Annotated in this window: 23 protein-coding genes and 1 pseudogene; 4 read left to right on the top strand and 20 right to left on the bottom strand. The window is 47.0% G+C overall.

Features of this window, described 5'->3' with window-relative positions:
- Positions 1–2 precede the first annotated feature (2 nt).
- The 10 genes and pseudogenes from MJB10_RS05415 to MJB10_RS05370 all read right to left on the bottom strand — a co-directional run bounded on the left by MJB10_RS05415 (position 3) and on the right by MJB10_RS05370 (position 11,791).
- Positions 3–833 carry a carbohydrate ABC transporter permease gene (locus MJB10_RS05415; RefSeq protein WP_314802373.1) on the bottom strand — a complete coding sequence of 277 codons (831 nt, stop codon included), beginning with the start codon at positions 831–833 and terminating at the stop codon, positions 3–5.
- 17 nt (positions 834–850) lie between these two features.
- Complete coding sequence (locus tag MJB10_RS05410; protein WP_314802372.1) at positions 851–1,750, bottom strand: carbohydrate ABC transporter permease; 900 nt, start codon at positions 1,748–1,750, stop codon at positions 851–853.
- A 75-nt stretch (positions 1,751–1,825) separates the two neighbouring features.
- On the bottom strand, positions 1,826–3,205 hold the full coding sequence (locus MJB10_RS05405; RefSeq protein WP_314802370.1) for an ABC transporter substrate-binding protein: 1,380 nt from the start codon (positions 3,203–3,205) through the stop codon (positions 1,826–1,828).
- Positions 3,206–3,327: 122 nt separating this feature from the next.
- Positions 3,328–4,941 (bottom strand): response regulator, encoded by a 1,614-nt coding sequence (locus MJB10_RS05400; RefSeq protein ID WP_314802369.1) that lies wholly within the window; start codon positions 4,939–4,941, stop codon positions 3,328–3,330.
- The gene (locus MJB10_RS05395; protein ID WP_314802367.1) at positions 4,919–6,763 is read right to left on the bottom strand and encodes a cache domain-containing sensor histidine kinase; all 1,845 of its coding nucleotides are present in this window, start codon (positions 6,761–6,763) and stop codon (positions 4,919–4,921) included. Before MJB10_RS05395 ends, MJB10_RS05400 begins: the two co-directional genes overlap by 23 nt.
- A 68-nt stretch (positions 6,764–6,831) precedes the next feature.
- Entirely contained in the window at positions 6,832–7,260 is a 429-nt protein-coding gene (locus MJB10_RS05390) for a MarR family winged helix-turn-helix transcriptional regulator (protein WP_314802366.1), read from the bottom strand.
- A gap of 1,132 nt (positions 7,261–8,392) precedes the next feature.
- A pseudogene (locus MJB10_RS05385) lies at positions 8,393–9,597 on the bottom strand (IS256 family transposase).
- A 109-nt stretch (positions 9,598–9,706) separates the two neighbouring features.
- The gene (locus tag MJB10_RS05380) at positions 9,707–10,060 is read right to left on the bottom strand and encodes a helix-turn-helix domain-containing protein (protein WP_314802364.1); all 354 of its coding nucleotides are present in this window, start codon (positions 10,058–10,060) and stop codon (positions 9,707–9,709) included.
- A 268-nt stretch (positions 10,061–10,328) separates the two neighbouring features.
- A complete protein-coding gene (locus tag MJB10_RS05375; protein WP_314802362.1) occupies positions 10,329–11,123 on the bottom strand; it encodes a TrmH family RNA methyltransferase in 795 nt (264 codons plus the stop codon).
- An 8-nt stretch (positions 11,124–11,131) separates the two neighbouring features.
- Entirely contained in the window at positions 11,132–11,791 is a 660-nt protein-coding gene (locus MJB10_RS05370; protein WP_314802360.1) for a potassium channel family protein, read from the bottom strand.
- A gap of 149 nt (positions 11,792–11,940) precedes the next feature.
- Here MJB10_RS05370 and sspI point away from each other — a divergent pair, with 149 nt between their 5' ends.
- On the top strand, positions 11,941–12,150 hold the full coding sequence (gene sspI / locus MJB10_RS05365) for a small acid-soluble spore protein SspI (protein WP_314805491.1): 210 nt from the start codon (positions 11,941–11,943) through the stop codon (positions 12,148–12,150).
- 116 nt (positions 12,151–12,266) lie between these two features.
- Here the strand turns inward: sspI and MJB10_RS05360 are convergent, their stop codons facing one another.
- From MJB10_RS05360 to MJB10_RS05345, 4 genes are read right to left on the bottom strand one after another with little or no spacing between them, the layout of a single operon-like run.
- Positions 12,267–13,361 carry a Gfo/Idh/MocA family protein gene (locus tag MJB10_RS05360; protein ID WP_314802357.1) on the bottom strand — a complete coding sequence of 365 codons (1,095 nt, stop codon included), beginning with the start codon at positions 13,359–13,361 and terminating at the stop codon, positions 12,267–12,269.
- Positions 13,362–13,385: 24 nt separating this feature from the next.
- Positions 13,386–14,018, bottom strand: coding sequence for a ThuA domain-containing protein (locus tag MJB10_RS05355; protein ID WP_314802355.1), 633 nt, complete (start codon positions 14,016–14,018; stop codon positions 13,386–13,388).
- Positions 14,019–14,048: 30 nt separating this feature from the next.
- Positions 14,049–15,212 carry a Gfo/Idh/MocA family protein gene (locus tag MJB10_RS05350; RefSeq protein ID WP_314802353.1) on the bottom strand — a complete coding sequence of 388 codons (1,164 nt, stop codon included), beginning with the start codon at positions 15,210–15,212 and terminating at the stop codon, positions 14,049–14,051.
- 19 nt (positions 15,213–15,231) lie between these two features.
- On the bottom strand, positions 15,232–16,257 hold the full coding sequence (locus tag MJB10_RS05345; RefSeq protein WP_314802352.1) for a LacI family DNA-binding transcriptional regulator: 1,026 nt from the start codon (positions 16,255–16,257) through the stop codon (positions 15,232–15,234).
- A gap of 284 nt (positions 16,258–16,541) precedes the next feature.
- Between MJB10_RS05345 and MJB10_RS05340 the strand changes: the two genes are divergently transcribed.
- Positions 16,542–17,900, top strand: a complete 1,359-nt coding sequence (locus tag MJB10_RS05340; RefSeq protein ID WP_314802350.1) for a putative bifunctional diguanylate cyclase/phosphodiesterase — start codon at positions 16,542–16,544, stop codon at positions 17,898–17,900.
- A 105-nt stretch (positions 17,901–18,005) separates the two neighbouring features.
- Here the strand turns inward: MJB10_RS05340 and MJB10_RS05335 are convergent, their stop codons facing one another.
- The 4 genes from MJB10_RS05335 to zwf form a co-directional block, all read right to left on the bottom strand.
- Entirely contained in the window at positions 18,006–18,797 is a 792-nt protein-coding gene (locus MJB10_RS05335; RefSeq protein WP_314802348.1) for a YheC/YheD family protein, read from the bottom strand.
- A gap of 125 nt (positions 18,798–18,922) precedes the next feature.
- Positions 18,923–20,506 carry a peptide chain release factor 3 gene (locus MJB10_RS05330; protein WP_314802346.1) on the bottom strand — a complete coding sequence of 528 codons (1,584 nt, stop codon included), beginning with the start codon at positions 20,504–20,506 and terminating at the stop codon, positions 18,923–18,925.
- Positions 20,507–20,664: 158 nt separating this feature from the next.
- Positions 20,665–21,741 (bottom strand): metallophosphoesterase family protein, encoded by a 1,077-nt coding sequence (locus tag MJB10_RS05325; protein WP_314802344.1) that lies wholly within the window; start codon positions 21,739–21,741, stop codon positions 20,665–20,667.
- A gap of 146 nt (positions 21,742–21,887) precedes the next feature.
- Complete coding sequence (zwf, locus tag MJB10_RS05320; protein WP_314802343.1) at positions 21,888–23,423, bottom strand: glucose-6-phosphate dehydrogenase; 1,536 nt, start codon at positions 23,421–23,423, stop codon at positions 21,888–21,890.
- A 191-nt stretch (positions 23,424–23,614) separates the two neighbouring features.
- Between zwf and MJB10_RS05315 the strand changes: the two genes are divergently transcribed.
- The gene (locus MJB10_RS05315) at positions 23,615–24,007 is read left to right on the top strand and encodes a hypothetical protein (RefSeq protein WP_314802341.1); all 393 of its coding nucleotides are present in this window, start codon (positions 23,615–23,617) and stop codon (positions 24,005–24,007) included.
- 57 nt (positions 24,008–24,064) lie between these two features.
- On the opposite strand, the gene MJB10_RS05310 is transcribed toward MJB10_RS05315, so the two are convergent.
- Entirely contained in the window at positions 24,065–24,511 is a 447-nt protein-coding gene (locus tag MJB10_RS05310) for a GNAT family N-acetyltransferase (RefSeq protein WP_314802340.1), read from the bottom strand.
- Positions 24,512–24,641: 130 nt separating this feature from the next.
- On the opposite strand from MJB10_RS05310, the gene MJB10_RS05305 reads away from it, so the two are divergent.
- Positions 24,642–25,361 (top strand): hypothetical protein, encoded by a 720-nt coding sequence (locus MJB10_RS05305; protein WP_314802338.1) that lies wholly within the window; start codon positions 24,642–24,644, stop codon positions 25,359–25,361.
- A gap of 83 nt (positions 25,362–25,444) precedes the next feature.
- Here the strand turns inward: MJB10_RS05305 and lepB are convergent, their stop codons facing one another.
- Positions 25,445–25,975 (bottom strand): signal peptidase I, encoded by a 531-nt coding sequence (gene lepB, locus MJB10_RS05300; protein WP_314805489.1) that lies wholly within the window; start codon positions 25,973–25,975, stop codon positions 25,445–25,447.
- Positions 25,976–25,987 lie beyond the last annotated feature (12 nt).

Raw genomic sequence — 25,987 nt, 5'->3', positions numbered from 1 at the left:
AACTAACCTTTCAAGGACCCTGCCGTCATCTGCATGAATGAGCGGTTGGCAAGCACGTATACCAATAGAAGTGGAAGAATCGACAAGCATGCCCCGGCCATAATTAAATTCGTTTGGGCGGCAGCGGTAGCACCATAACGCAGCCCGGCAAGCCCTACCGTTAACGTTTGCAATTTGGGGCTGTTCATCGTAAAGACGAAAGGCAGCAAATATTCATTCCAGGCTGCACGAAAGGTGAATAACGCCCCGACACCAAGCCCGGGACCAAGGAGAGGCAAAATAATTCGCCAAAAAGTTGTAAACGGATTACACCCGTCCATTAGCGCAGCTTGATCCAATTCCTTCGGAATGCCATTCATAAAGCTGAGCAGAATGAAAAAAATCGATGCATGCGCGCTAATCAGGATCAGAATAACGCCCCATAGCGACGTATGCAGATGAAGCTTCACCATCAATTGGAATTGGGGACGGAGTACGACAGCCCCAATGGCAATAAACATGGTTGCAGCCTGCAGCCCAACGTACAGCTTTTTGCCTGCGAATTCAAACCGATCTACGGCGTAGGCTGCTGCTGCTGTCACAATTAAAGTGCCTATGGTTGTGGCGGTGCTGACAAATAAACTGTTCCAGGAAAACGTGGAGAAGTGGGCTTGCTTCCAGGCATCCGCATAGTTGCTTCCAATCCAATGCTGCGGAAGAAGGCTAGCCCCGCCGACAATCTCGGCATTCGTCTTGAACGACCCTAGTAAAGCCATAGCAACCGGAAAGACGGTAACGATCGCGACCACCAGGAGAAATATCCATAATGCAGAACGCTGAATAAATGCGTACATAGCTGCTCCCTCCTCACTCAATACATGCGATTTAATTTTCGGGACATCAGCGTGTACACCAGCGTAACTGCGCCCACAATTAACGCGGTAACGAATCCCACCGCACTGCCGTATCCAAACTGCTGGTCGAGTACAGTTGAAGCCGTTGAAACAGGGAAAAAGAGTTTGTATACATACAAATACATCACCTCGGTCTTCCCGACCGGCCCCCCTTCTGTAAGGACCATAATGCTCTCATAGCCCTTCAGCGAGGTAATAATCGCCAGCATAATGACCATTTGCAGGACGGGTCCCAGCATCGGAAGGGTAATGTACCAGAATTGTTGTCGTTTATTCGCTCCGTCCAAAGAGGAGCTTTCGTACATATCAACAGGAATATTCTGCAAACCTGCAAGAAACAAAAGCATGTAATTGCCGACAGCGCCCCAGGCGGCGACAATAATCGTTGTCAGCATGGCATGATCCGGTCCTAGCCAATCGACCTTTTGCGAGATTACACCATACTTTAAAAGAAATTGATTCAGGATACCATTGTACGAATTGAAGATGGTAAAAAATACGACGGCGATGACCGCCGAACTAATAATGGTCGGCATGAAGAAAATACCCCTGAGCAGTTGCCTTCCCCGCAATTTGGTATTCAGGATGACGGCCAAAATCAACGCCAAGGGAAGCGTAAGAAGCAACTTGCCCCCTGCATAAACAAACGTGTTGAATACTGACTCCCAGAATTGAGAGTCATGAGCTAACTGAGTAAAGTTTTCCAACCCAATAAATCGCTCTTGCCCATAGCCTTTATAGTCGTAAAACATATAGCGAATAGCCCATCCAATTGGATATACGCCGAGCACTAGCGTGAGAATGAGGCTTGGAGCAATGAAGCTGTATGCAAAATGCTTTCTGTACATGGTTCTCATCCCAAGTCCACTCCTCTGTGTGGCAGTACAAAGGGTACGGAGCACACACCTCTCCATACCCTCCTTGTGCCGTTATTATTTCGCAAACGTTCCAGCAAGCTTCGCAGGGTCAAAGTCCGGAATGACCTTTGCCTTCACTTCGCCTGCGGCAACTGCCTTGTCCAGCGCTTCATTATATCGCTTGTTCAGGTCATCTACGACTTTATTGAAGTCGCCGCCTTCGAGCATATACTTCAGGAATGCGTCCTGGTATTTAATCCCTTGCACATTGACAGTCGGCTGAATCGGCCAAACACCGTCATACTTATTTGGCAGGAATCCGTCGATGCCATTAATATCCGGTTTCTTTGCTTTGGCAATGACGGACGGTACCATCGAGATGCCGAAGCCTTTTTCATGGTACGTTTGAAGGACTTCTTCCGTGTACATATATTTCAAGAATTTCCAGGCTTGATCTTTGTTTTTCGTGCTGGAGCTGATCGAGAGCCAAGGGCCCCCCAAGAAGCCGGTTGCACCTTTCACCGTACCGTCTATCGTCGGCACAGGCGCAGCTGCCCACTTGATCTTGGCAGGGAATTGGGTTTTATACACCCCAGGTTCCGAGGAATACGAGATGTACATGCCGATTTTTCCTTCTGCGAACTGGGCGCGTAACGGGTCGATGTCCAAGGATTCCATGCCTGGCAATGTGCTGCCGTCATCCTTCATCTGTTTGAACGCCTGCACAATATCCTTGAAACCGGTAAAATCAAATTTCCCCGTCTTAAAATTGTAGCCGAAGCCTCCAAAGCCGCTGGCCTCCGCAATTACGCGGCCGGAACGATCAAAGGCGCTTCCCGGATTTTTGAAGTTTAGTGCAAAACCATAGGCGCCATCCGCTTTTCCAACTGCCGTAATTTTCTTGGCATCTTCTACAAGCTCTTTCAACGTAGTCGGCGGATTGGTGATTCCCGCTTTCGCGAAGAGGTCTTGATTGTACACTAACCGCATCGTCGAGCCATAATTCGGCAAGCTGTACATCTTACCATCGAAGCGATTAAGGTCTTCCATCGCCGGGAAGCTTTTCTTTAGATCGTCAGTCAGGTAGCTGTCCAGAGGGGCCATATACCCTTTTTTGTAGAAATTTTGCGCCGTATTTTCCTTCGCCCGAAACACATCAGGTGCTTGACCGGAAGCGAAAGCGATGTCGAGGGCCTGGTTGTAGTCGTCACCTTTCACTACATATTCTACGGTAATGCCATCTTTGTTCGTGGAATTATACTTTTCAATGACCGACTTGATATAGTCGCTGTCGTGACGGTCGCCAGTCCAATACACTAACTTCGTTGGAGCTGGTGCCGGTGTACTGCTACTGCTCTCGGATGGCTTTGCTTTATCGCCTGCGTTACTGCCGCATGCCGCTAAACTTAACACCAATGCCATAGAAATGGTTCCAACCGCAATTTTCTTGATCATCTAATCTGCCTCCCTTTGTTAGCAACGCTTTATCTTACAACTTGAGTATAGAACACTATGAGTCGTTACATAATGCGGTAGATTCGACAGCGAGGGCAGATTTCTCGACAACTTGCCCGAACTTACAGGTTAGACGAAGGTTTATATGAATCTTTAAACTCAGAAGGTGTCATTCCTGTATATTTCTTGAATACTTCGCTAAAATACCGCCGATGCTCATAGCCGAGCTCTGCCGCGATCTCTTGAATCTGATAGTTTTCCAGCATCATCACCTTCGCTCTTTCCATTCTTTCGGTCAGTACGAATTGCTGAAACGTTACACCCGCAACCTTCTTGAATAGATTGGAAAAATATCCCCAACTTAGATTAACTTGTTTCGCGCAATGTTCGAGGGACAGCTCTTCGCTTAGATGCTCTTTAATATACAACATCGAACGGTAAATGATTGCCTTGGATTCATCGGTCCGCTCTTCCATAATCATTCTGCATCCTTGTTCAATGATATCCTTCAACAATTGCCTGTACTCGGACAACGAGTTTCTGTCTTCTTTGCTGAGAGCCTTCACTTGGGCATCCAGCCCCCCAATTCGCTCATAATTCAATTTCTCGAGCAGAATACGGATCAGCTTGGAGCATAGCTCCTTGCATACCGAAGCGGCATATTCCGGCTCTGGCAGAGGGTCGTGAGCTAACAACGCCTGCAGCATTTCCTCCAGCAGCTCCAGCGTTTTCTGTTTATTCCCGGACCGGAATGCGAACACAAAGTCCTCATCCTTGCCCGAGGCGTAGCGATTACCGCCTTTGGCGGATTCGGCAAGCGTGCTGTAATGAAAGGCCCCATTACCGCCTGTATAGAAATGGAAGGTCAACGCTCGCATCGCCTGCTGGTACGCTTCAGGAAGATCCATGACACTAGCGGCCGTGCAACTGATGCCCACACTAATCGTAAATCTCGTGTAGGTCTCAATATTCACACAGCAAGCCTCCGCAAGCCCCGTTACGTTAAGTCCCTCTTCATCCTGAAGAATACAGACGAAACGGTTCAATGACTCACGAAAAATGAACCCGCGGGTGTAGAAAAGTATCGTTTCTTCCATAATGTTCTGAAGAGCAAATCGAACAAGCTCAATCTCCTGAGCCGGCATCGCCTGGTATTTATCGACAAAATGATCGATTTCCACGACTAGCACGGTTAAACGCTTCGGTTCAAGGTCAATTTCAAGGAATTTCCAACGCTGCATGGCGTTGCTTTCATCGGTTCGATAATGGATCAGCAGCGCCATATACTCCTGTTGGAGGATCGGCAAGCTTTCTTTGAGCTTAACTTCCATCTCTTTCTGTTGAAGCAACGCTTGATTCTGGTCCAGCCATGCTTGCTTGGCCTTGAGTACACCAGCTAGTACTTCTTCAATCGCAAAGGGTTTCTTTATAAAATCAAACGCACCCAGCCGAATGGCTTGCTGCGCATAAGAAAAATCGGTGTAGGCGCTCATGATAATCACCTTGCTTCCGGGAGAATGCGCAAGGACTTGACGCGTCAGCTCCAAGCCATCTTGCTTCGGCATACGAATATCCGTTAAGACCAGCTCCGGCCGAAAAGCTTCAATCAGTTGTAAGCCTTCTTCTCCGTCCAACGCGGTTCCGACAACCTCAATGCCGTGTGCCCTCCAATCTATTTTTTTGGCTACCACATCCAGAACGCTTCGAATATCGTCAATCACCACTAGTTTCATCATACCGTCCCTCAACCTCCTCACGTATTGGCAAGATCAGCATCACTGTCGTTCCTTCACCAGGTAAGCTGCGTATCTGAAATTCAGCATCCGCCCCGTAACTGATCTGCAGTCTTTTCTTTATATTCGGTAGTGCGAATCCTCCCCGGTTCGCCTTCTTCTCATCCATGGTGATGGGAGAGGGCTGATCTTGAAAGCCACATCCATTATCCGAGATGGTGATCCCAATATGCGCTTGTCCCAACCGCCGGATAGCAATCTGAACATGTCCGCCCGTTGTATAGTTGCGAAATCCATGCAAAATACTGTTCTCCACTAAGGGCTGCAGGAGCACGCGAGGAACCTGAATTTGCAGTAAATCCGGTTCTTCCACTTGGATATCGAACGTAAATTTGCCTTCATAGCATTTTTGCTGAATGTTCATATACTGGGTGACATGGGCTAGTTCGGTATCCAACCCGATCCATTCCTTACCACCGCTTAGTCCAAGTTGAAACATCTCCGACAGAGACAGGATCATCTCGCTAACGTCCCGATTTTCACCCAAGATGCTTTTGCAATGAATGGTATTCAACGTATTGTACAAAAAATGAGGGTCAATCTGGGCGGTCAGCGCCTTCATTTCCGCCTTACGCTTCTCTGATTCCCCCACGGTCACGTCGTGAATCAGCCGATGAATCTCGTCAATCATACGATTAAATCGAAATCCTACCTGAGCAATCTCGTCCTGATAGTCGCTTTGAAAGCGGACCTTCAGATCGTTTTCACCTACCCGCTTCATCAGTGCATGCAGCTGAATCAGTGGTTTAAGCAGGAGTCCTGTAAGCAAATTGGAAAACAGCAGAGACAGGAAAATAAACCCGGCGACAATCAGCAAGGTTGTACGTTGAATCCCGATCATTTGCTCCAGCAAAACAGCTTCCGGTTGCAAACCGTACAGGGTCCATCCTTCCACCGAGGTAAGTTGGTGATAATTAATCAAGTAGTTGTTTTTGTTCAATAAGTAAGAGAACGAACCTTCTGTCCCGTCGCTCCGTTTATCGGCCAACAGCTTCCCCAATCCATCGATGTTAATGTCGTCCGGAACTGCATTATTTACAACGGGTTTTCCTTCATTATCAAAAAGGACATACGTTCTGCCGGATTTCGAATCCGATACATTCAGAAGCCGCAGCAACTCTTTTTCTTTGATATTCACCACGACATAAACGTCGAGCGATTGATTCGGGTAAGATTCCTGAATCCCTTCCACGACAAGGGACAGCACACGCTCGTTTCCCGAAAAAAACGGATCCGGATGAGCCGCCGTCCAGAAGCCACGTTTTTCCTTTTTTATCCGCTCATATAGGTCAGAATTATAAAATGAATACGGTTGCAACCTATAATCGTTAATAGGGTAAATCGTTCCAATGGGGCTTGCAATCAATATATTTTGAATGATCTCGTCATTAAATTTCACTTGGGAAAACACCGGCTGCATCGAAGAAAGATGTTTATAATATCCCGTCGTGTCATGATTTTGGACGTCCGTCATCACATTTTTGAAGGCATCACTGAACATAAGGGACCGGATCGTGATACCGGTGTTTTTCAACTTGTCGTCTATAATTTGCGCAGCCTTATCGACATTGTCTTGACTAGCCGCGAATGCGTTGGATTGAACAACCTTGGCGGCGATGAAATAAGACAAGCTTCCTGTCGATATAATGGCTGTCGTAATCAGAACGACAAAAGAGAACCAGATTCGCTGTTTCAGCGATAGCTTATAAATCAGGGACATCATTCGATTGGAACGTTGGTTGGACCGTTGCTTGGAAACGCTCATTTTTCTCCTCCTGCTGTCAGTCGCTCCGCCAATTAGTTAGTCTAACTTACAATTCTGCAAATGAACGGCTAAACCTGCTTAAATACGTAAACCAACTTATGGAGAATCTCTTCAAATTGCTTCGCTTCCTCTGGCGTTAAGGCTGCGCGAATAAATTCGGCATAGTGAACCAACGCCTGGTGCTTCGTAGAGATCAACTTCTTTGCTTCCTCCGTTAGCTGAATATAATACACCCTTTTGTCTGAAGATGATTGTTGCTTAATTGCGTAACCCAAATTGACAAGCTTATTCATACTTGTTGTGACAGAGGCCTTGGTAATGCCTAATTTCTGAGCAATTTGCGAAATCGTCGGTTCACCTAACTCGTGGATTGCCTCCACATATTGAATCTGATTCACCGTTAATTTAGCCAGGTCGGCACGATGTCCGATCTGCTCCTGGATGTTTCTCATATTCACATGCAGGGTACCTACAAACTCCATTAATATCTTGAGCATTGTTATCCTCCGTCCAGAGCTTGTCTTAAACTCTCATTCAATCATTAGTTTGTCAAACTAATCGTAAGGACTTGGTTTTCTTTTGTCAATGGTTTCACCTGCGTTTATTTAAAATGAAATCTTGTCAAAAATAAGGCCTAAAAATGTCAATACACGAAATGCTGAAGGATCAGGTTGAGAATAATAAACTTCATCAAACGACTTACAACCAAAATTTTGTATATTGACACAACAATATCTACAGCTGCTTTACTTTTTCCTGCTTCTATATCACTTAAGCTTGCTTGAGAAACTCCTATAAGATTTTAAAATTCAACCTCATTTAAGTTATGAATCTTTAAACTCTCTCAATCTATATTCATGAATTTTCCACTCTTATAACACAAAAAAGCCCGATGTTTCAAGGCTTTAAGCCACATCAGGACTAGTCAAAGTTGTGATGTGAGTTGTAATTCACTTTGATTCCAAAAGCATAAAACATAGAAAATACTCTTTATATAAAGAGTATAATATTGGAAAAGTCAAATTTCGATGAACAATGAATTGACTTGAAACAAATACATTGGTAATTGTTTGGCCAGCATGTGCTGAGCTCACCCAACACCCGCGCCATTTGAACCAACAAGGACTATTCTTATTTCTCTAGTATATTCAAAAAGCCGGAAGGTATCTCCCCCCAGCAATTTCGAAATTTTCATATGAATGTTCGTACGGATGGGTTCACTTAAACCTCCGATCAAACTCCAGTCTTTGGTATGTTTATGAACAGTAATTTTAATTCTTGTACACTTATTTAGGTAGGTGTACAGGAATTATTGTTTGTTGAAAATTGAGCAAGTATAAAAATGGCAATACACAATAAATCTTTAATTTAGTGCATATATAGCTGGTTATATTCTTTAAAGAAACAAATAGTCAGGGGTAGCAAGAAGTTACACCTACTGGATTTTACTTAATGCCGTCATCTACACGTAAAGTTTCCGCCAAAATACCATCAACTAAACGTCATAATACGATAATAATGACAATTATCCCCTATCGTTATGTTTGCGAAAAGCACAGACGCTGGGTCTGTCAAATCTTTTGTGTTAACTCGTTTAAAAGAAGACTTCTCCCCGAGGGGAGAAAATTTTCATCGCAGATGCTGGCCGATGCGATCTGGATAAAAAACAGATAGCTGGAGCAGCATTTGTCCCCAGTTTTGGACACGGCCTGTCCATTTGCGGGTAACATCCATCGTGGCCAGATAAAGCATCTTTAAGAGAGCTTCGTCTGGGAAGATGCTCTTTCCTTTTGTCACTTTGCGAAGCTGACGATGGTAGCTTTCAATGATGTTGGTGGTGTAAATAAGCTTGCGGATTTCTGGCGGATACTTAAAAAGGTAGCTAGTTCATCCCAGTTATTCCGCCAAGAGCGAAGCATGAGAGGGTACTTCGTTCCCCAGGCTTCCTCGAATCGGTCCAGCTCGACAAGTGCCATTTCTTCGGATGAGGCTTTGTAAATGGGCTTAAGATCCGCTGTTACCTTCTTTAAATCTTTGTAAGAGACATAGCGGGTAGAGTTGCGTATTTGGTTTTTCTGTCTTTGGATAACACGCCGATATGGCTTGGGTGAAGCCAGTCAAATTGTCAACACACGTGATCAGGATATCTTGTACGGCTCGATTCTTCAGGTCATTTAAGACGCTTAACCAGAACTTTGCAGACTCGTTCTCACCAATCCACATGCCCAATACATCCTTGCTTCCGTCCAGATCAATTCTGATCACCATGTAGGCTGCTTTGTTCACAATAGCCCCGTCCTGCTTGACTTTGAAGTGAATCGCATCTAGAAAAATAAAATAACGGCATAAACGCCTTGCAGAGGGCGGTTCTGCCATTCCTTGATCAGTGGAACAATCTTGTTCGTGACGTTGGAAATGAGGGTCGGTGAAACCTCGATACCGTACATGTTTTCCAGATGATCTTGGATGTCTCGGGTGCTAACTCCCTTGGCGTATAAGGCGATAATTTGATCCTCAATGCCCGTTACATTCGACTGATGCTTCTTGACCACCAAGGGTTCAAATTCACCTTGTCTATCACGGGGAACCATGCTTTCTTGCTCTCCATACTCACTTGTAACACGCTTTTTACTCTTTCCATTGCGGCTGTTCGTTGTTGTTTTATTCTCCACTTCGTGCTTTTGGTAGCCCAGATGTGTATCCAATTCCGCTTCTAGCATTCCCTTAATCGTCTCTGCAAATAGATTCTTCAATGCATTCTGGGCATCTTGAGCCGTTACTAATTTATTCTCCTTAATAAATTCGCGGAGCTGCTGCTTAGTCCATAATCCCATGTGTTCTCCCCAACCTTTCCTATACTTCTATTTTAATAGGTTTAGGAGTTTACACAATCTATTTTACAGACTCCAGACGCTCCTTCAACATCGAACATGAATAATATTATTATTTTCTTAGTTTTAAATTTATAATTTCTAATATTTCCATTTGATTATTTGTATCAAGTATTCTTAAAGCGCTCAATAGTTTATTTTCAAAAGGACTTATTTCTGTATTGTTATGAGCCCTTTCTTTCTCCATATCAACATTCAGTTGATCAGTCTTTCCAGTTAGCAACCACTCTAATGAACATCCAAAATTTGTGTGAAGGGATACAATAGTATCTACAGATGGTTTATTCTTTCCTGACTCAATATCGCTAAGACTACCTTGAGAAACTCCAATCAAACTTGCGAATTCAACCTGATTAAGATTATGTATCTTTCTTATTCGTTTTACGTTTTCCCCTATAATGTTCATGTAATCCTCCTTGGAAGAAAAACGATTTATGACAAGAGCCGTTCCAAAAATTTTTCGAGTGAAATTCACGGACTTTTTTTCGCTCAATACTATTAAAAAGGTTTATTTTGATACAGATCCAATAAGCAAAAATTCCCGATGTATCAAGGCTTTGGGCCACATCGGGACTTAACTAAGTAGTGACAAAATTACGTTCCAAACCTATGACAAACAACGTTCCAAACGGTGACAAAGTGAATTACAACTCACATCAGAACAATATGATACGTTACACCCTCCGCTGCCGAGCCGCCTCAAACAACAAAACTGTCGCCGCCATGGCAACGTTCAGCGATTCCGCCTTGCCCTGCATCGGAATAATGACCTGCACGTCCGACAACGCCGCAACCTCCGCCGACACGCCCTTGGCCTCGTTGCCGAAAATGAGCCACGTCGGCTGCCGCAGATCCGTGTCGTAGCACGAGCCCTGAGCCTGCAGGCTCGTGGTCACAAGCCGCACGCCGCGCTCCCGCGCACGCGGCAATAACTCGACCAGATCCGCCTCCACGATCGGCAGATGATACATCGATCCCATCGTCGATCGGATCGTCTTGGGATTGTACAGGTCGACGGTGCCGCGACCTAACACAACAGCCTTGGCCCCGACGGCATCCGCGCTGCGGATGATCGTGCCGAGGTTGCCTGGGTCCTGAACGCCGTCCAGAACCACGGCAAGATCATACTCGCTCGCCAGCAGCTCGTCCACGCCCAGCTGCGGCCGCGCCACAATCGCGACCACGCCCTGCGGGGTCTGCGCATCCGAGCATTTGGCCAGTACGGCCGCGCTGACGCCGACCCATTCAACCGCTTCCCCAGCGAGGGAAGCGAGCGCGGTTGGGTATCCTTTTTCCAGCAAAAAAAGGATGACCTCCACCCCAGCTCCCGCTTTCAACGCTTCCTCAATCAAGTGATAACCTTCAATGATATACTTGCCTTGCTTCTCTCTGCCTCGACGCTCCAAGAGCTGAGCCCAGTCCTTCACTCTGGCATTTTGCACCGACATAATTTCAATAAAGTTCGTCATGGATGTACCTACTCCGCATAATTGATTTCAAACGTTTGAAGGTTCGAATTTTTACCTACAAGCACCAAAATATCATCCGATGTCAGCGACTCTTCCGCGCTTGGAGGAATAATCATCTGCTCCTTCTGCTTGATCGCAATCACATTACAGCCGTATTTCGCACGGACATCGAGCTGCCGAAGACTTTTGCCAATCATCTGACTGGACGCTCTCATCTCGACGATGCTGTAATCGGGAGATAGCTCTATATAATCGATAATATTTGATGAAATTAAATGATGCGCCACACGCTGTCCCATATCTCGCTCTGGATACACGATTTTGTCGGCGCCAATTTTCTTCAGCACCTTCCCGTGCAGGTCATTGACAGCCTTAACCACAGTCGTTGCAATGCCCAATTCCTTTAATATCAATGTAGTCAAGATACTGGCTTGAATATCTTCCCCGATCGCAACAACCACGACGTCAAAGTTCCGAATACCCAGCGCACGCAACGCTTCCTCGTCAGTCGAGTCAGCTTGAACGGCATGTGTCACATACGCGGAAACTTCTTGTACCGTCTCTTCATTCTGATCAATCGCTAGCACCTCGAACCCTAGTTGTGATAACGTTTTCGCAACGGAAGAACCGAATCGGCCCATCCCAATAATCGCAAATTGTTTTCTCACTGCCGTGTTCCTCCCTAACTCGTATATGCATTCATTATACCATAGTTATGTCCGTATTCTAATTTCGGCGGCAAATGAAGGAGTTCGGATGAAGCGAACTTCATCTGTACATATTAGTAATGATAATGAAATGGAAGCGAGGTCCACGCATGAATATTACCCTTAGGCAGGCCATCCATCAGCGGGTAAACAACAAGTCCAACGAGGAACTGAAGGAGATCATTGAAGACTCCATCGGCGGAGAGGAAAAAGTACTCCCAGGGCTCGGCGTGCTTTTTGAAATGATATGGCAGCACACGGAATCCGCTACACAAGATGAGCTTGTCAGCACATTAAAGGCGCAGCTTGAGAAAAAGTAGCTCTAAAAGCTAGCCAGGGGATGCTCGTGCATGCCTTGGTTAGTTCATTTGTTACATACATTACATCATCTGAACAAAAAAATCCCCCTCGCCATCAAGCGCGAGGGGGATGCGATTTATAGCACCGAATGCGGATTCAACGCCGCTGGCTTCTCACAGCTGCTCTTCATCTCATAGTGCTGCCCGTTATCAGACGCATCATGGAAACCATGCATCGCTTCAAGCACGTGGTACGCCAACTCGCCATTCGCACGATGTGCGGAGCTGTCTCCTGTAAGGAGCGCCTGCGCCATCGCGGCAACACCGAGTCCGCGGTTTTGGTCCGTGTAGCCGTGTGAAAGCGGAATCGGTTCCCAATCCGAACCGCCTCTGCGAATCATCACCTGACCTCCGAACGTATTCGGATCAGGTACGCGCAGGGAACCGTGGCTGCCATAGATTTCGATATTCGGCAATTTCGTGCCGCCCATGATATCAAAGCTCGTGATGATCGTCGCAATAGCCCCGCTATGGAAATCAAGCAAACCTGTCACATGCGTTGGCGTTTCTACTGTGATCTTCTGACCGCGCTTCTTCTCACTGGAAATCGTTCGTTCAGGGAAGGAGACCTCTGTAGAACCAGTCACTCGGCGAATCGGCCCCAAAAGCGCTACCAATGCGGTCAAATAGTAAGGTCCCATATCGAACATTGGACCTCCGCCTTTGGCATAGTAAAACTCAGGATCTGGATGCCAATGCTCATGACCTTTGCTCATCATGAAGGCAGTTGCGGCAATCGGTTTACCGATCCAACCATCCTCAATCAGCTTCAAGCAAGTTTGAATGCCGCCGCCCAGGAACGTATCTGGCGCACTGCCGATCAATAGTCCTTTACGTTTCGCGACTTCCAAAATCTGCTGACCCTCTTCACGAGTAACGGCAAGCGGTTTCTCTACATAAGCGTGTTTGCCCGCTTCCAGAATTTGAATACAGACAGCAGCGTGCGCAGCCGGAATTGTCAAATTAATAACGATATCCACCTGGGGATCACCCAGCAATTGCTCTACTGTGTAAGCATGCGGAATAGCAAATTCCTCCGCGCGCGCTTGCGCGCGACTCACATCGATATCCGCACAGGCGTATAGCTCTAGATGGGCATAACCAGGAATATTTTTCATATACGCCGCACTTATATTACCGCAGCCAATGATGCCAACCTTCATCTTTTTCATCGTTTCAGCTTCCTCCCAATGAGATTATCGTGTAGCCCACAGCAGCCCGCGGCGCATCAATTCTAACGTTTCTGGCATACGTACAATGTTGGCTTGATGACCCAGCGAGTTGTAAAACACTTTGCCCGCTCCGTATGTTTTTGTCCATACGACAGGCATTTCCACATCGCCGAAATCTGTAACCGCATGCACCTGAATCGCAGGATCAACGTGCATATAATATTTTTCCGACACAACAACGAAATCTTCAATACCCGCAGTCAGAGGCTGCTCACTGTCTTTCATTCGAACGGTGTAAGTTACGCCGTCATTCCCTGGATGAGCCACCCATTGACCGCCAACCATGTATTGGTACTCAACCTCGTTACGGAAAGAGTCGGCCATGCCGCCGTGACAGCCTGCAATTCCTGAACCGCCTTCTTTAACCGCATGCAAGAGAGGCGTCAGCTGCTCCTTCTCGATTTTCCCCATCGTCCACACAGGCACAATCAAATCGATACCCGCCAAACGTTCCGCATCTCGAAAACTGTCTAGCGTATCCGAAACTTCAACCCCATAGCCTTCTTCACGCAGCAATCCTGCGAATATCCCCGCAACTTCCTCTGGTTGATGACCGTCCCATCCGCCCCAAACGATCAAAGCCTGTTTCTGACTCATGCTGATTAATCCCCTCTCATGTCAATTCATCTATACTTCGCTAATGCTCACCCAACGCCGCTGCGCAATCGACTGATCCACAGCCTCAAGCACCTCTTGGCACTTCACGCCATCTACGAAATTTGGAACCGGTTGACGATCTTCCGCAAGCGCTGCCATCAATTCAACCACCTCATGAACGAACGTATGCTCATACCCGATCGTGTGTCCTGCTGGCCACCAAGCATCCATATACGCATGTGAAGCATCCGTTGCCAGAACGCGTCTGAAGCCCTGAACATCCTCATCATCACTTGTAAAATACACCTGCAACTCATTCAATCGCTCGAAATCGAATTTCACACTGCCTTTACTGCCGTTAATTTCAAAAGAATTCGTACACCGGTGCCCAGGCGCAAAACGCGTCGCCTCGAAGCTGCCAAGCGCACCATTCGCGAAGCGCGCCATGAACAACGTCGCATCGTCAACCGTTACTGGCCCATGTGGCGCGTCTTTACTGCCTTTGGCGCTGAGTCCGGTCATGGATGACGGCAGCGGACGCTCCTTCACGAACGTTTCGCTCATGCCGATTACTTCTGTCATGTCGCCAACAAGGAAATGCGCAAGATCGATAAGATGCGCCCCCAGATCGCCGTGCGATCCAGAACCAGCGATCTCCTTCTGCAAGCGCCATACCAACGGAAACGTTGGATCGACGATCCAATCCTGCAAGAACCAAGCGCGGAAGTGGTAGATTTGACCGAGACGGCCGCTCTCCACGAGCTTTTTCGCCAGTTGTACCGCTGGGGCAAACCGATAGTTGAAGCCCACCATGTGCTTCACACCAGCCTCTTCAGCCGCCACCAGCATTTCCCTTGCATCGGCAAGGGTTAAGGCAAGCGGCTTCTCGCAGAACAGATGCTTGCCGGCTTTTGCCGCCGCAAGCGCAATTTCTTTGTGCGCATCGCTCGGTGCATTGATATCGACCACGTCGATATCCGGGTTCGTCACCAGCTCGCGCCAATCGGTCACATACCCGTCCCAGCCGAATTGCTCGGCGGCCTGACGAACTCCGCCTTCGTCGCGCCCGCAGATGAGCTTCATCTTCGGCGTCGCTGACTGCGGGAAAAACATAGGTAAATCTTTATACGCATGGCTATGCGCTTTTCCCATAAACTTATAGCCGATCATTCCGATATTAAACGTTTTTTTCATCCCTCATGCCTCCCAAGAATTAGTATTGACGTTTGATCGATGATTGTCTGATTCTTAGCTGTGTTGACAATTGCACTTGCCCTTCCTCGCTAACGCCTTGCCCCACACTAGCTAGCACAAGGCGGGACGCCCCCTTGCCCATCTCGAAAAATGGCACTGCTATCGAGCTCAGCGGTGGGTCACTTAACTTGGCTGCATCCGAATCATCACATCCGATGACAGCAAATTCTCGTCCCGCCATCCAACCACGCTCACGCAATCCCTGCATGACGCCGATCGCCATCCGATCATTAGCGGCGAACACAGCGTCGACCCGTCCACGCATTTCCCACAGCTTAGCTGCAGCTTCATAGCCGCTCTTACGGCTATAATTCCCCTCGAGCAATAGCTCGGAGTTGATGGGAAGCCCCGCTTCAAGCATCGCTCGTTGGTAACCCAGCCAACGATCTCTAGAGTTGGAGTACTGCGGCGAACCATTCAAAAAGGCGATTTGGCGATTGCCCTCATCTATCAAATGGCGCACCGCTTGGTAGCTGCCTTCCACATGATCGGCATCGACCTCTAAGAAGTCCAACCCTTCAAAGCGCTGATTCACCAGACAAAACGGATGCCCGTTCTCCTGCAAGTGCAGCAGCGATTGCCGCTGTGAAGGCGTATCCATAGAGCCAAGAATGATGCAGGCATCCACTTTTTGTGAACGATACAAGCGTCCATAATCCAGTTCATCATCTGGCGTAAGCAGAGATAACAAGAGGTCATAGCCCATTTCCCTGACTTGCTCCCCGATGCCGCTGAGAATTTCTGAGAAGTAATACGTGGAGAATAGATGAACTTTGGGCATATACGGAAGCACGACGCCAAGATTGCCGCTACGTCTGCGTGCAAAGCTCTGTGCGATCGCATTCGGATGATAGCCCAGTGCATTCGCCGCTTCTAGAACACGCTCCTTCGTAGCTGGCTTCATAGGCCCAAGTCCATTAAACACACGAGATACGGTCGCTTCCGACACGTTGGCGAGTTCAGCAACCTCTTTTCTCGTTACCATTAGCTGCTCTCCTCTCCTAGTGGTTGTTCAAAGGTTTCCGACTAAAATGTACACGCGTACATTTTCTCATTCCTCTGTCCCATCTGTCAACACAAATCGCATTTATCTAAAAAAAATGCTTATTCGTCAAATTTCGACATTTTCATAAAATTTTCATTAAATAAACGCGCGAAAAAGCCCAGTTTTTGTCATTTAAGCAAACTGTTATTCTTGTTAAAAACCGCTAATCCCTTTATGATAAAGTAAATTAGGACAACTATGAGATGGGAATGAGTGATAGCACAATGAAAGCAATCTGGCGTCAAATTCGCGTCTCTGCGTCATCAACGATCCAAGCTCTCAAGAGCAGATCACCAATACCTCATCTTCCTTCTCGGGAACAGCTCATTTCTCGATTAACACAAGCTGTTCACCAATTACCAAATTCCACAACCAGCTATGCGATCTTACTGCTGGATTTAGATCGTTTCCGTCAAATTAACTTCTCGCTTGGGTACACTGGCGGCGACTATCTCCTTCAGGAAGTAGGCCGTAGGTTAAAGCAGCTAGATCATCTGGATTACGTTGCTCGCTCAGGCGATGATGAATACACGTTGTTGCTTCGTACGACTACGCAAGATCAATTTCATGCAATCCTTCTAAGCATTCAACACATCTTTGCTGATTCTTTTACATGGCAAGGACAAGATTGCTTCTTATCTGCGAGCTTCGGCTTGAGTGCACCAGCCACGACAACAGGGGCTATGCCAGAAGCATTCTCACAGGCAGAACAAGCACTGCTGCAAGCCAAACAAACGGGTCGCAATAAATTGGTTACATACCAACCGACATCACTAAAACACCGCTTCGCGAACCAAATTCAGATGGAAACGGATCTTCGCAAAGCGATCACCCATAATCAACTGCTGTTGTACTACCAGCCTCGTCTAGAGCTGTCCACCGACCGTATTATTTGTCTGGAAGCACTGGTTCGTTGGAATCACCCACAATTTGGCATGATCCCGCCTACCGACTTTATCTCGCTGGCCGAGGAGTCGGGTCTGATCTTACCGCTAGGTGAATGGGTTCTTCGGGAAGCTTGTCTGCAGAAAGCGCGCTGGCTGGCCGAAGACAAGCTTGACTATCAGATTGCCGTGAATATTTCCCCTTGCCAATTTCAAGATGAAGCCTTTGCAGATAAAGCCATACAAATCATTGAGCAAACAGGCATTAATCCCGCCTATCTCGAATTTGAAATTACTGAAAGCTCAATTATGCAAAATATGGAGAAAACCGTTGCCGTCCTAGAGAAACTTTGTGCCAAGGGCATCTCCATTTCAATAGATGATTTTGGAATCGGTTACTCTTCCCTCAACTATTTGAAAGAATTCCCGATCCATTGTCTCAAGATTGACCGTTCCTTCGTCAAAAACATCCAGAGCAACTCCAACGATTGGGCGATTACGCATGCGATTATTCATCTGGGCCACGCCCTGAATATCCAAGTCGTCGCTGAAGGCGTTGAAGAGATCGGACAGCTTGATATTTTGAAAGAAACGACTTGTACGACGATTCAAGGGTTTCTGCTAAGCCCGCCCATCTCCGCGCAAGAGATCGAACTTACTTTCCATGAGAAAACTTATATCGAAGCCATTCATGGATGAGCGCCCGCGTTTAGAGGTAAGTTTTATCGCCAAATAGAAAGAAACTTTCGGGGACCGAAACCTTCTTTCTATTGTGGAAAGCACGACAACAAGCCGGTTATGAGTTCATAACCGGCCATATGCTTTGGCGTATTTTCTTATTTTGCGGAAGATGCGCTTATCGCTTAATCGCTGAAAAATATAAGGATCAGGACTTGTATTCACCTCTAGAATCCATGGATTTATCTCATGGTCTAAGGCAACATCAATACCGATCTCCTTTACACCTTTATACTTCGCCTCGATCGCTTTTGCCACGAGTACCCCCATCTTCTGCAGCTTCTGAAGGAACTCCTTTTTCTCTGCCTGCGGCAAATACGCTTTTAACAAAGTGTCGAAAGATTTTAATGAACCGCCGTTATGGAAATTCGTAACAATCTTCGCAGGATGCGCTACGCGGCCCATGACGCCTGTTGTTTCCCACTTCCGCTGAGGTGTTTGCTGAACCATCACTCGCAGATCAAAGCGATTCCCCTTATATTTCAACAAATGAATCCCTTTTTGCACAAGGTAAGGCCTTTTTCCAATCATCTTTCGAAGCGAGGCATACATGTCTGTGAATGTTTTGAACCTTCGGAGACGAACACCTTCCTGATACGAATAAGGTCGTTCATTCTTCTCGGCGTCAGCGAGTTCAATCCGAATGACTCCGTTCCCGAACATCCCCACATTCGGCTTCACATACACCATGCGGTGCGTATCCAGCATGGATTTGAGTGTTGCCATTGTCAACCGTTTCGTCGTTGGCACGTATTTATGAAGGGCTTCATTCGCTTCGATCGCCCTGGTTTTTCCTATTTTGCTACTGACATATCTTGGCTTATTTACGTATGGCTTTACCCCTATATTCTTCTTCATACCTTGCCTCCAGCTTCGAATTCACCCCCTCCTAGTGTATGAAGGCAACCGTGCATTGGCGACAGACCTACGAAGAAGAAGCTACCCCCGAATGGAATCAGGGGCAGCCTCTTGGAACGTCTTGCTTATGGAGCACTCGTTAAGAACTGTGCGGTAGGATTTTTCTCAATGGACGAACGAAGCGCATATTCACTCTCGAATAGGCCAACGAAGTTGCCTTTCTTATCTTTCACGAGTTGTGAATTGATGCGGAATTTGGATGGATCGATTTTATCATCGATAATCCAACGAGCGAACTGATAGTTCTGACGCTGCAAAATAATATCAACCCCATATTCCGATCTCATCCGATGCTCCAGTACTTCGAATTGAAGTTGCCCAACAACGCCAAGGATCATGTCCTCGAACCCAATCGTCGTGAACACCTGGATCATCCCTTCCTCGGTCAGTTGGTCGATCCCTTTAAGGAATTGCTTTTGTTTCAGCGCATTTTTGATCGACACCTTGCTGAACAGCTCTGGCGAGAACGTCGGCAGCTCGTCGAACACGACCTCTTCCCCTTCACTCAAGGAATCGCCGATGCGGAAAATCCCTGGATCAAACAAACCGATAATATCGCCTGGGAACGCCTCTTCCACGATATCACGATCCTGTGCTAAGAATTGCTGCGGCTGCGCCAGCTTAATATCTTTGCCTAGTCGAACATGTTTAACAGCCATGCCGCGCTCGAATTTGCCCGAGACGATCCGTAGGAACGCTACACGGTCACGGTGCGCAGGGTTCATATTCGCTTGAATTTTGAACACATAACCTGAGAACTTCTCTCGCGTCGGCTCAATCACACCAGCTGTGCTCGTGCGAGGCTCTGGCGGAGGTGCCAACTGCAGGAAGTTCTCAAGAAACGTCTGCACACCGAAGTTGTTGACCGCACTTCCGAAGAAGACTGGCGTAAGTTCGCCCTTCATCACTTTTTCCATATCAAATGGATCCCCAGCAACATCAAGCAGCTCAATATCGCCGCACAATTGTTTGTGTAGGAATTCGCCAGCGATTTGTTTCACTAATGGATCTTCCACACCATCCACTTTACGAACTTCAATCTCTCGATGGTCATCACCTTGATATAGCTCCAATTGGGACTTTCCGCGATCGTACACCCCGCAGAACTGCTTACCTGACCCAATGGGCCAGTTCATCGGATACGAGCGAATGCCAAGCACTTCTTCAAGCTCTTCTAACAGTTCAAACGGATCACGGCCCTCACGATCCATTTTGTTAATAAACGTGAAGATCGGAATGCCGCGCATCCGGCACACTTGGAACAACTTCTTCGTCTGTGTCTCGACCCCTTTGGCAACGTCGATCAACATGACCGCGCTATCCGCGGCAGTCAGTGTCCGATACGTGTCCTCACTGAAGTCTTGGTGACCAGGGGTATCCAGAATGTTTACGCGGTGCCCTTCATAATCGAACTGCATAACGCTCGATGTAACGGAGATTCCACGCTGCTTCTCAATTTCCATCCAGTCGGATGTTGCGTGCTTGCTTGCTTTACGACCTTTGACCGTCCCTGCTAAGCGGATCGCTCCTCCGAATAGAAGCAGCTTCTCCGTCAGTGTCGTTTTCCCCGCATCGGGGTGGGAAATAATCGCGAACGTCCGTCGTTTAGCGACTTCGGTTTCGAGAATTTTGGTGAGTTGCGTTTTCATGTGTTCGTTAAGTCCCTTCTTCATTTACATAAACTGCATTGAAATTACCACATAAGAAAGTATAAGTTTTCGGCTTCCGAAAACAGCTTTCTTATTGGCGATAAAACCTTCCTCTATACGCGGTCGCTCATCATTGAATGGCCTCGATAGAGGTTTTCTCATACGTGCGCTTTCTCCAGTGGAATCGTCCAATTCGCTTCCTCAATGAAGGTGCGATTACTGAACTCTCTGCCGCGCACAACCACTTTATCCGCGAATACTTGCACATAAATGCCCTGCGCTTTATTCATCGCACTTTGTTGGTACGCTCGATTGAGCGTTCTGCCAACGGAAGCATTATGGAAATAATGGAACGTTTCCTGCACATAGTGCGGAGTACCATTCTGGAAATCTTGATGGCGATGACCGCAGAAGACGAAAACATTTTTGTAAGGCTTGAGCGTTTCACGAAATTGAATCGCGCGAATGAGCTGATGCGTGGCACCGTCCGTACCTATTGGGGGCAACGGCTGATGCGTCATCACAAACAAAGGTCTTCCCGGTTTATATAAATTGCCCATTCTTCCTTTGAACCAAGCTAATTGTTCATCCGAATACCAGGCACCTTCACCCACTTCTGGCTTTTCTTGCACATACGCTTCCTGCGAGAGCAACACAATCGAGTGCCCTTTGGTTGTAAAATCATTATAAATGGAATCATAGCTCATAAATTTCTTGAACGATTCTCGGCTTATCGCATCGCTCTTACCGTTCGGGACAGCATCTTGGTCCCAACTGCCAGCCTTATTAATCCAAATCGTGTAATAATCATGATTCCCCATATTCGCATGAACGGGCGGGAGCTTATAGGCACTCATTATTGTACGCAGTTCCTTATAGTCACGTTCAGACCCAGTGTCCGTTAAATCACCCGTTAACATAATCGCATCAACAGGACCATCGAATTGGGTAACATCGTCAAGCGCTTGCCTTAACTTCTTATTCGGAAGTGCGTCACCTGAAGACACATGGAGATCACTTAGGATAAAAAAGGACATGAGCGGGCCAGAAGGCAGCGGTTCCTCCGAAACAAATGGCGCCTGCGCTTGGGGAGGCTCGGTGGTTGCCGCAGGTGCGACGGCCGGCTGCTCCTCAGCAATGAATCTTTTCTTAACCAACAGACTAAACCAAGCACTTAAACCTACCAAAACAGCCCCGATGGCTAGCAACCATCGCACAAATGCTCTTCGTGACATCGACGCACCCCATGTGTCTATATTAAGGAATAAACTACATCGTATAGTATACCACAAATTGAGGCTGCAACGCTGAATCGAGGAGGACGCTTTGCCCATGAAAAATCCAACAGACATCATCGCCTGTTGGATTAGCTACAACGTATTTAGGCAAGAACGGTTGTTTTCTGAACAGCTTCCCAGTCCACTTCCCCTTCGTTCTGACCATTGATTGGCCACCACTTGAACCCGTCATCGGTGAGCAGCTTCGCTGCTTCTTCAGGGCCCCATGAACCTGCTGGATAATGCTTAAGATCCTCCGTTTGCTCGTTCCATGCAGCCGCAATGCGATCCACATAGGACCATGCCAGCGCAACTTCGTCCCAACGCGTAAAGTAGGTGGAATCTCCGCGTGTTGCATCATAAAGCAAACGCTCGTAAGCTTCCGGCGTGTTAATGCCGATCTGACAGCTTTGGCAGAAGTCCATCGCAACGGGTACGATCACACCCTCAGAGCCAGGCTGCTTCGCGTTCATTTTCAAATAAATACCTTCCATCGGATTCACGCGGAATACCAACAGGTTCGGCTCTAACTCATGCTTCTTCGCCAAGTAAACATTGTTCGGAATGTTCTTGAACTCGACGACGACTTCTGTCGTTTTGACTGGCAGTCGTTTACCTGTACGAATATAGAACGGCACACCCGCCCAGCGGAAATTATCCACGTGAACACGCGCTGCGAAATACGTCTCTGTCGTCGATTGCGGATTCACCGAATCCTCTTCACGGTATGCAGGCAACGCTTTGCCTTTGGCCGTACCGCTCGCATATTGACCGCGAATAACATTCGCACGGACATCATCGCCGTTCTCGAATAGGCGCAGGGAGCGAAGCACCTTCACTTTCTCATCGCGGATATCTTCCGGGTGCAGACGGCTAGGCGGTTCCATTGCCATCATCATCAGCATTTGCAGCATATGATTCTGACCCATATCACGCAATGCGCCAGAGTGATCATAATAGCCGCCACGTTCTTCGACACCTACGGTCTCACTCAACGTGATCTGAATGTTTGCTATGTATTTATTGTTCCAAAGCGGCTCAAAGAAGGCGTTCGCGAAACGAACGAACTCAATATTCTGAACCATCTCTTTCCCAAGGTAATGGTCAATACGGTAAATATCCTTCTCTTCGAACACTTGACGAAGCTGTCCATTTAAGCGTTCTGCCGATGGCAAGTCATAACCGAACGGTTTCTCAATCACAAGACGATGCCAGCCCTGTGTGTTCAGCAAGCCGCCTTCTTTCAAGTTGTAGGACACGTTGCCGAACAATTCAGGTGCTAGAGCCAAGTAGAACAGACGGTTCCCGCCTGTTTGGTACTTCGTGTCCAGCTTAGCTGTCAAAGCATTCAGCTCATGGAAGCCAGCTACATTGTTAATATCGAGCGACATGTATTCAAAATGCTCAGCAAACTTCTCCCATTCTGCCCCATCTTTGTTTTTGTAACGGGCAAAATCCTGGATCGAATTTTTCACATCATCGCGAAATTGCTCATTCGTCCGCGGTCTTCGAGCTAATCCGACAACAGCAAAATCATCGCCTAGCTTGCCTTCCCGGTAAAGGCTATAAAAAGCTGGAAACAGTTTTCTTTTCGCTAAATCTCCCGTTGCACCGAAAATATAAAACACAGCTCCACTCATCTATGCATCATTCTTTCTCTATTAGAATTAGTTAATATGCTTAGCATACCTAAAATTGTCAAGCTATTCAACTTTTCTGAGCACTTTATCTCATAACTTTTTCTTATGAGAAACTAGACATTCGTCTATACCGTTGCCCGCCCAACTACATAGGCTAATGGTATAGACTAACTCGGAGGTGCCTCCTAGCCATGCAATCCATCCACCCGATTGATGTAAACAATTGTCGAAATCTCATTGGAAAGACCGTTCTTCTCTATTTAACGAACGGCCTTGAATTCCATGGAACGCTTAGTCGTGTCGAGAAAAATAAGCTTATCCTGAATGCCAATCAACCTGTAAAACTAAGCTCTGCCACCAAATCTACGAAACCTGTCTCTTCTAAAAAAGGGAAGAAAAAGCCGATCCAACCGAATCCTTCGCTTCAAGTGACACCTGCCCATCAACTTTCATCCTTCGGACTTCCGCTGTTTGGCAGCTGGATATCTGGCCCTGAAGTCGCCCCTGCTGCAGAACCTGTAACTGGGGCACCTGGACCTGTCGACATCCATATGGATCGCATTGCTGCCATGTTCACTGTTTAGTTTACCTGGCACGATAGATGTGCCAAGCATCGCTTCTTCGTTCGCGCAGCTTGGCACTTACCCTCGAATTGCTTTGCTCATTCGATAGCAGCCCAGTTCTGGAATAAAAGCATCGATTTCGTAACCTCTTTTGCCGTAAAAGCGAATCGCTTTCGGATTGCTGTCATCCACGAAAAGTTCGACCGAATGACAGCGTTCTTTCACGCCGTAATCTTCGGCAGATTTCATTAAGGTATGGCCAACGCCTCTCCCTTGCTCACGTGAATCAACCGCCAGCATGTCAACGAATAACACCTTTGACTTCCGCATGATAGAGATGAAGCCGTAAGGACGTTTGTACCCTTTGGCAATGACGAATGTCTTATTCGCATTTAAACGCTTACGTATTTCAGGGAATGTTACTTTATTATTCGCGTTATACATTCTGGAAAATGGAACGAGCTGCTCCACGACTAATCGAAAAATTTCTGCATCATCAATCGTTGCTATGCGCTTGCGTATCATCTTGCACCGCCTCCACAAGAAGCAATAATGCTATCTTATGTCGCAACGTGAGCAAATGACTCCACAAGTACCAATTTACCCCAGTACACGCAAGTGATATACTTAAGATATGTGAAGCGAGGTGATCTTGATGATTAATGCTTACCCATCCGTCATGGCTGTGAACAGGTATCAGACGCACAAAGACTACTACCGTGTGAGTGCGGTCAGCGCTGTTTCTGGGGGAAAATCCAATACGATTCGGCGAATCCTGGATCTGCCTTATGAGGAGTTGGCCTATAAACAATTTGCCCAATCCGCTGCTAAGGATGTTGCAGGTTTTATTTCATCTGCGCAGCTTGTCAAGAACTCGGCACAATCCGTCAACACACGGCTCGCCGCTAGTTCAACAGGGTTTAATCAGTCCCTTGCATCGGAAGATCAATCCCCTCCCATCACCGAAACCATCCAACAATTTGTTGATACATACAATAATTTTCAAGATCAATTAGGCGATGCGCCTGACTATATTTCGCACGGACTTCTCCAAGGACTTGAAGGGGTTGCGAAGCCTTTCTCACTCCAAGCACTCGGGATTACGAAGCAAGAGAATGGGAAACTATCCTTGCAAGCCGATGTGCTCGCAGGGCAGGTAAGTCAGCCCGCAAGCGAAGTAGCAACGAGCTTAAACAACTTAGCCAGCCTAGCAGGCACCATGATGAACACGATTTCACGCTTACAGCAATTACCGTCAGCTTCCCTGTTTCAATTGGCTGAATCTCCTTTGAAACCATACGGTCAATATCGTTCACAGCTTCAAGCCTACTTGCCGATTCCGATGCGGGGACTGCTGCTTGATGCTAAGATGTGAAGAAGCCAAGAGAAAGCTATGACAAAGTAAAAAGGCAGTCTCCCTCGTAGTTGAACCTACAGGTGAGACTGCCTTTAACTGTATTAAAACATCTTTTTCCCTAACACATGATCAATCGGAATGAAACCAATAACACGGCTATCCATGCTGTTATTGCGATTATCTCCCATAACGAAAATATGGTCAGCAGGAACGGTCCACTTCTTGTTTCCGTTCGCTCGCATCTCCTCGTTAATATAAGGCTCGTCTAGCAGCTCACCATTGCGAAACAACTGGTTATCTTTCATTTCAAGCAGATCCCCAGGCTTGCCGATGACGCGTTTGATCCATACATGCTTATCGTCACCGTGAACGAATAAACTTAGTAACGGACTGTCCATCAAATCATTCTTAAAGGTACGCTTTAAATTCACTCTAGAATCTATAATGACGATATCCTCATAATTGGGTTCGTAATGAAACGTATGCGATAGCTTCGATACATACACCCGCTGGCTGTCATGCAGCGTCGGATCCATCGAATGTCCGCTAACCCGCGTCGATTGGAATACGAACACGCCGAGAAATACAACCAGTATAAACGAAATCGCAATCGACCCAAACCAGCTCCACATCTGTTTGACTAC

It is taken from the genome of Paenibacillus sp. MBLB1832 (genome assembly GCF_032271945.1).
In the GTDB taxonomy this organism is placed as follows: domain Bacteria; phylum Bacillota; class Bacilli; order Paenibacillales; family NBRC-103111; genus Paenibacillus_E; species Paenibacillus_E roseopurpureus.
This window is presented reverse-complemented; position numbering and strand designations above follow the sequence as displayed.

What these genes read in the sequence shown, in the direction of transcription:
- MJB10_RS05415 (WP_314802373.1), bottom strand. Translation starts at nt 833, where the DNA reads ATGTACGCATTTATTCAGCGTTCTGCATTATGGATATTTCTCCTGGTG.
- MJB10_RS05410 (WP_314802372.1), bottom strand. Translation starts at nt 1,750, where the DNA reads ATGAGAACCATGTACAGAAAGCATTTTGCATACAGCTTCATTGCTCCA.
- MJB10_RS05405 (WP_314802370.1), bottom strand. Translation starts at nt 3,205, where the DNA reads ATGATCAAGAAAATTGCGGTTGGAACCATTTCTATGGCATTGGTGTTA.
- MJB10_RS05400 (WP_314802369.1), bottom strand. Translation starts at nt 4,941, where the DNA reads ATGATGAAACTAGTGGTGATTGACGATATTCGAAGCGTTCTGGATGTG.
- MJB10_RS05395 (WP_314802367.1), bottom strand. Translation starts at nt 6,763, where the DNA reads ATGAGCGTTTCCAAGCAACGGTCCAACCAACGTTCCAATCGAATGATG.
- MJB10_RS05390 (WP_314802366.1), bottom strand. Translation starts at nt 7,260, where the DNA reads ATGCTCAAGATATTAATGGAGTTTGTAGGTACCCTGCATGTGAATATG.
- MJB10_RS05380 (WP_314802364.1), bottom strand. Translation starts at nt 10,060, where the DNA reads ATGAACATTATAGGGGAAAACGTAAAACGAATAAGAAAGATACATAAT.
- MJB10_RS05375 (WP_314802362.1), bottom strand. Translation starts at nt 11,123, where the DNA reads ATGACGAACTTTATTGAAATTATGTCGGTGCAAAATGCCAGAGTGAAG.
- sspI (WP_314805491.1), top strand. Translation starts at nt 11,941, where the DNA reads ATGAATATTACCCTTAGGCAGGCCATCCATCAGCGGGTAAACAACAAG.
- MJB10_RS05360 (WP_314802357.1), bottom strand. Translation starts at nt 13,361, where the DNA reads ATGAAAAAGATGAAGGTTGGCATCATTGGCTGCGGTAATATAAGTGCG.
- MJB10_RS05355 (WP_314802355.1), bottom strand. Translation starts at nt 14,018, where the DNA reads ATGAGTCAGAAACAGGCTTTGATCGTTTGGGGCGGATGGGACGGTCAT.
- MJB10_RS05350 (WP_314802353.1), bottom strand. Translation starts at nt 15,212, where the DNA reads ATGAAAAAAACGTTTAATATCGGAATGATCGGCTATAAGTTTATGGGA.
- MJB10_RS05345 (WP_314802352.1), bottom strand. Translation starts at nt 16,257, where the DNA reads ATGGTAACGAGAAAAGAGGTTGCTGAACTCGCCAACGTGTCGGAAGCG.
- MJB10_RS05340 (WP_314802350.1), top strand. Translation starts at nt 16,542, where the DNA reads ATGAAAGCAATCTGGCGTCAAATTCGCGTCTCTGCGTCATCAACGATC.
- MJB10_RS05335 (WP_314802348.1), bottom strand. Translation starts at nt 18,797, where the DNA reads ATGAAGAAGAATATAGGGGTAAAGCCATACGTAAATAAGCCAAGATAT.
- MJB10_RS05330 (WP_314802346.1), bottom strand. Translation starts at nt 20,506, where the DNA reads ATGAAAACGCAACTCACCAAAATTCTCGAAACCGAAGTCGCTAAACGA.
- MJB10_RS05325 (WP_314802344.1), bottom strand. Translation starts at nt 21,741, where the DNA reads ATGTCACGAAGAGCATTTGTGCGATGGTTGCTAGCCATCGGGGCTGTT.
- zwf (WP_314802343.1), bottom strand. Translation starts at nt 23,423, where the DNA reads ATGAGTGGAGCTGTGTTTTATATTTTCGGTGCAACGGGAGATTTAGCG.
- MJB10_RS05315 (WP_314802341.1), top strand. Translation starts at nt 23,615, where the DNA reads ATGCAATCCATCCACCCGATTGATGTAAACAATTGTCGAAATCTCATT.
- MJB10_RS05310 (WP_314802340.1), bottom strand. Translation starts at nt 24,511, where the DNA reads ATGATACGCAAGCGCATAGCAACGATTGATGATGCAGAAATTTTTCGA.
- MJB10_RS05305 (WP_314802338.1), top strand. Translation starts at nt 24,642, where the DNA reads ATGATTAATGCTTACCCATCCGTCATGGCTGTGAACAGGTATCAGACG.
- lepB (WP_314805489.1), bottom strand. Translation starts at nt 25,975, where the DNA reads ATGTGGAGCTGGTTTGGGTCGATTGCGATTTCGTTTATACTGGTTGTA.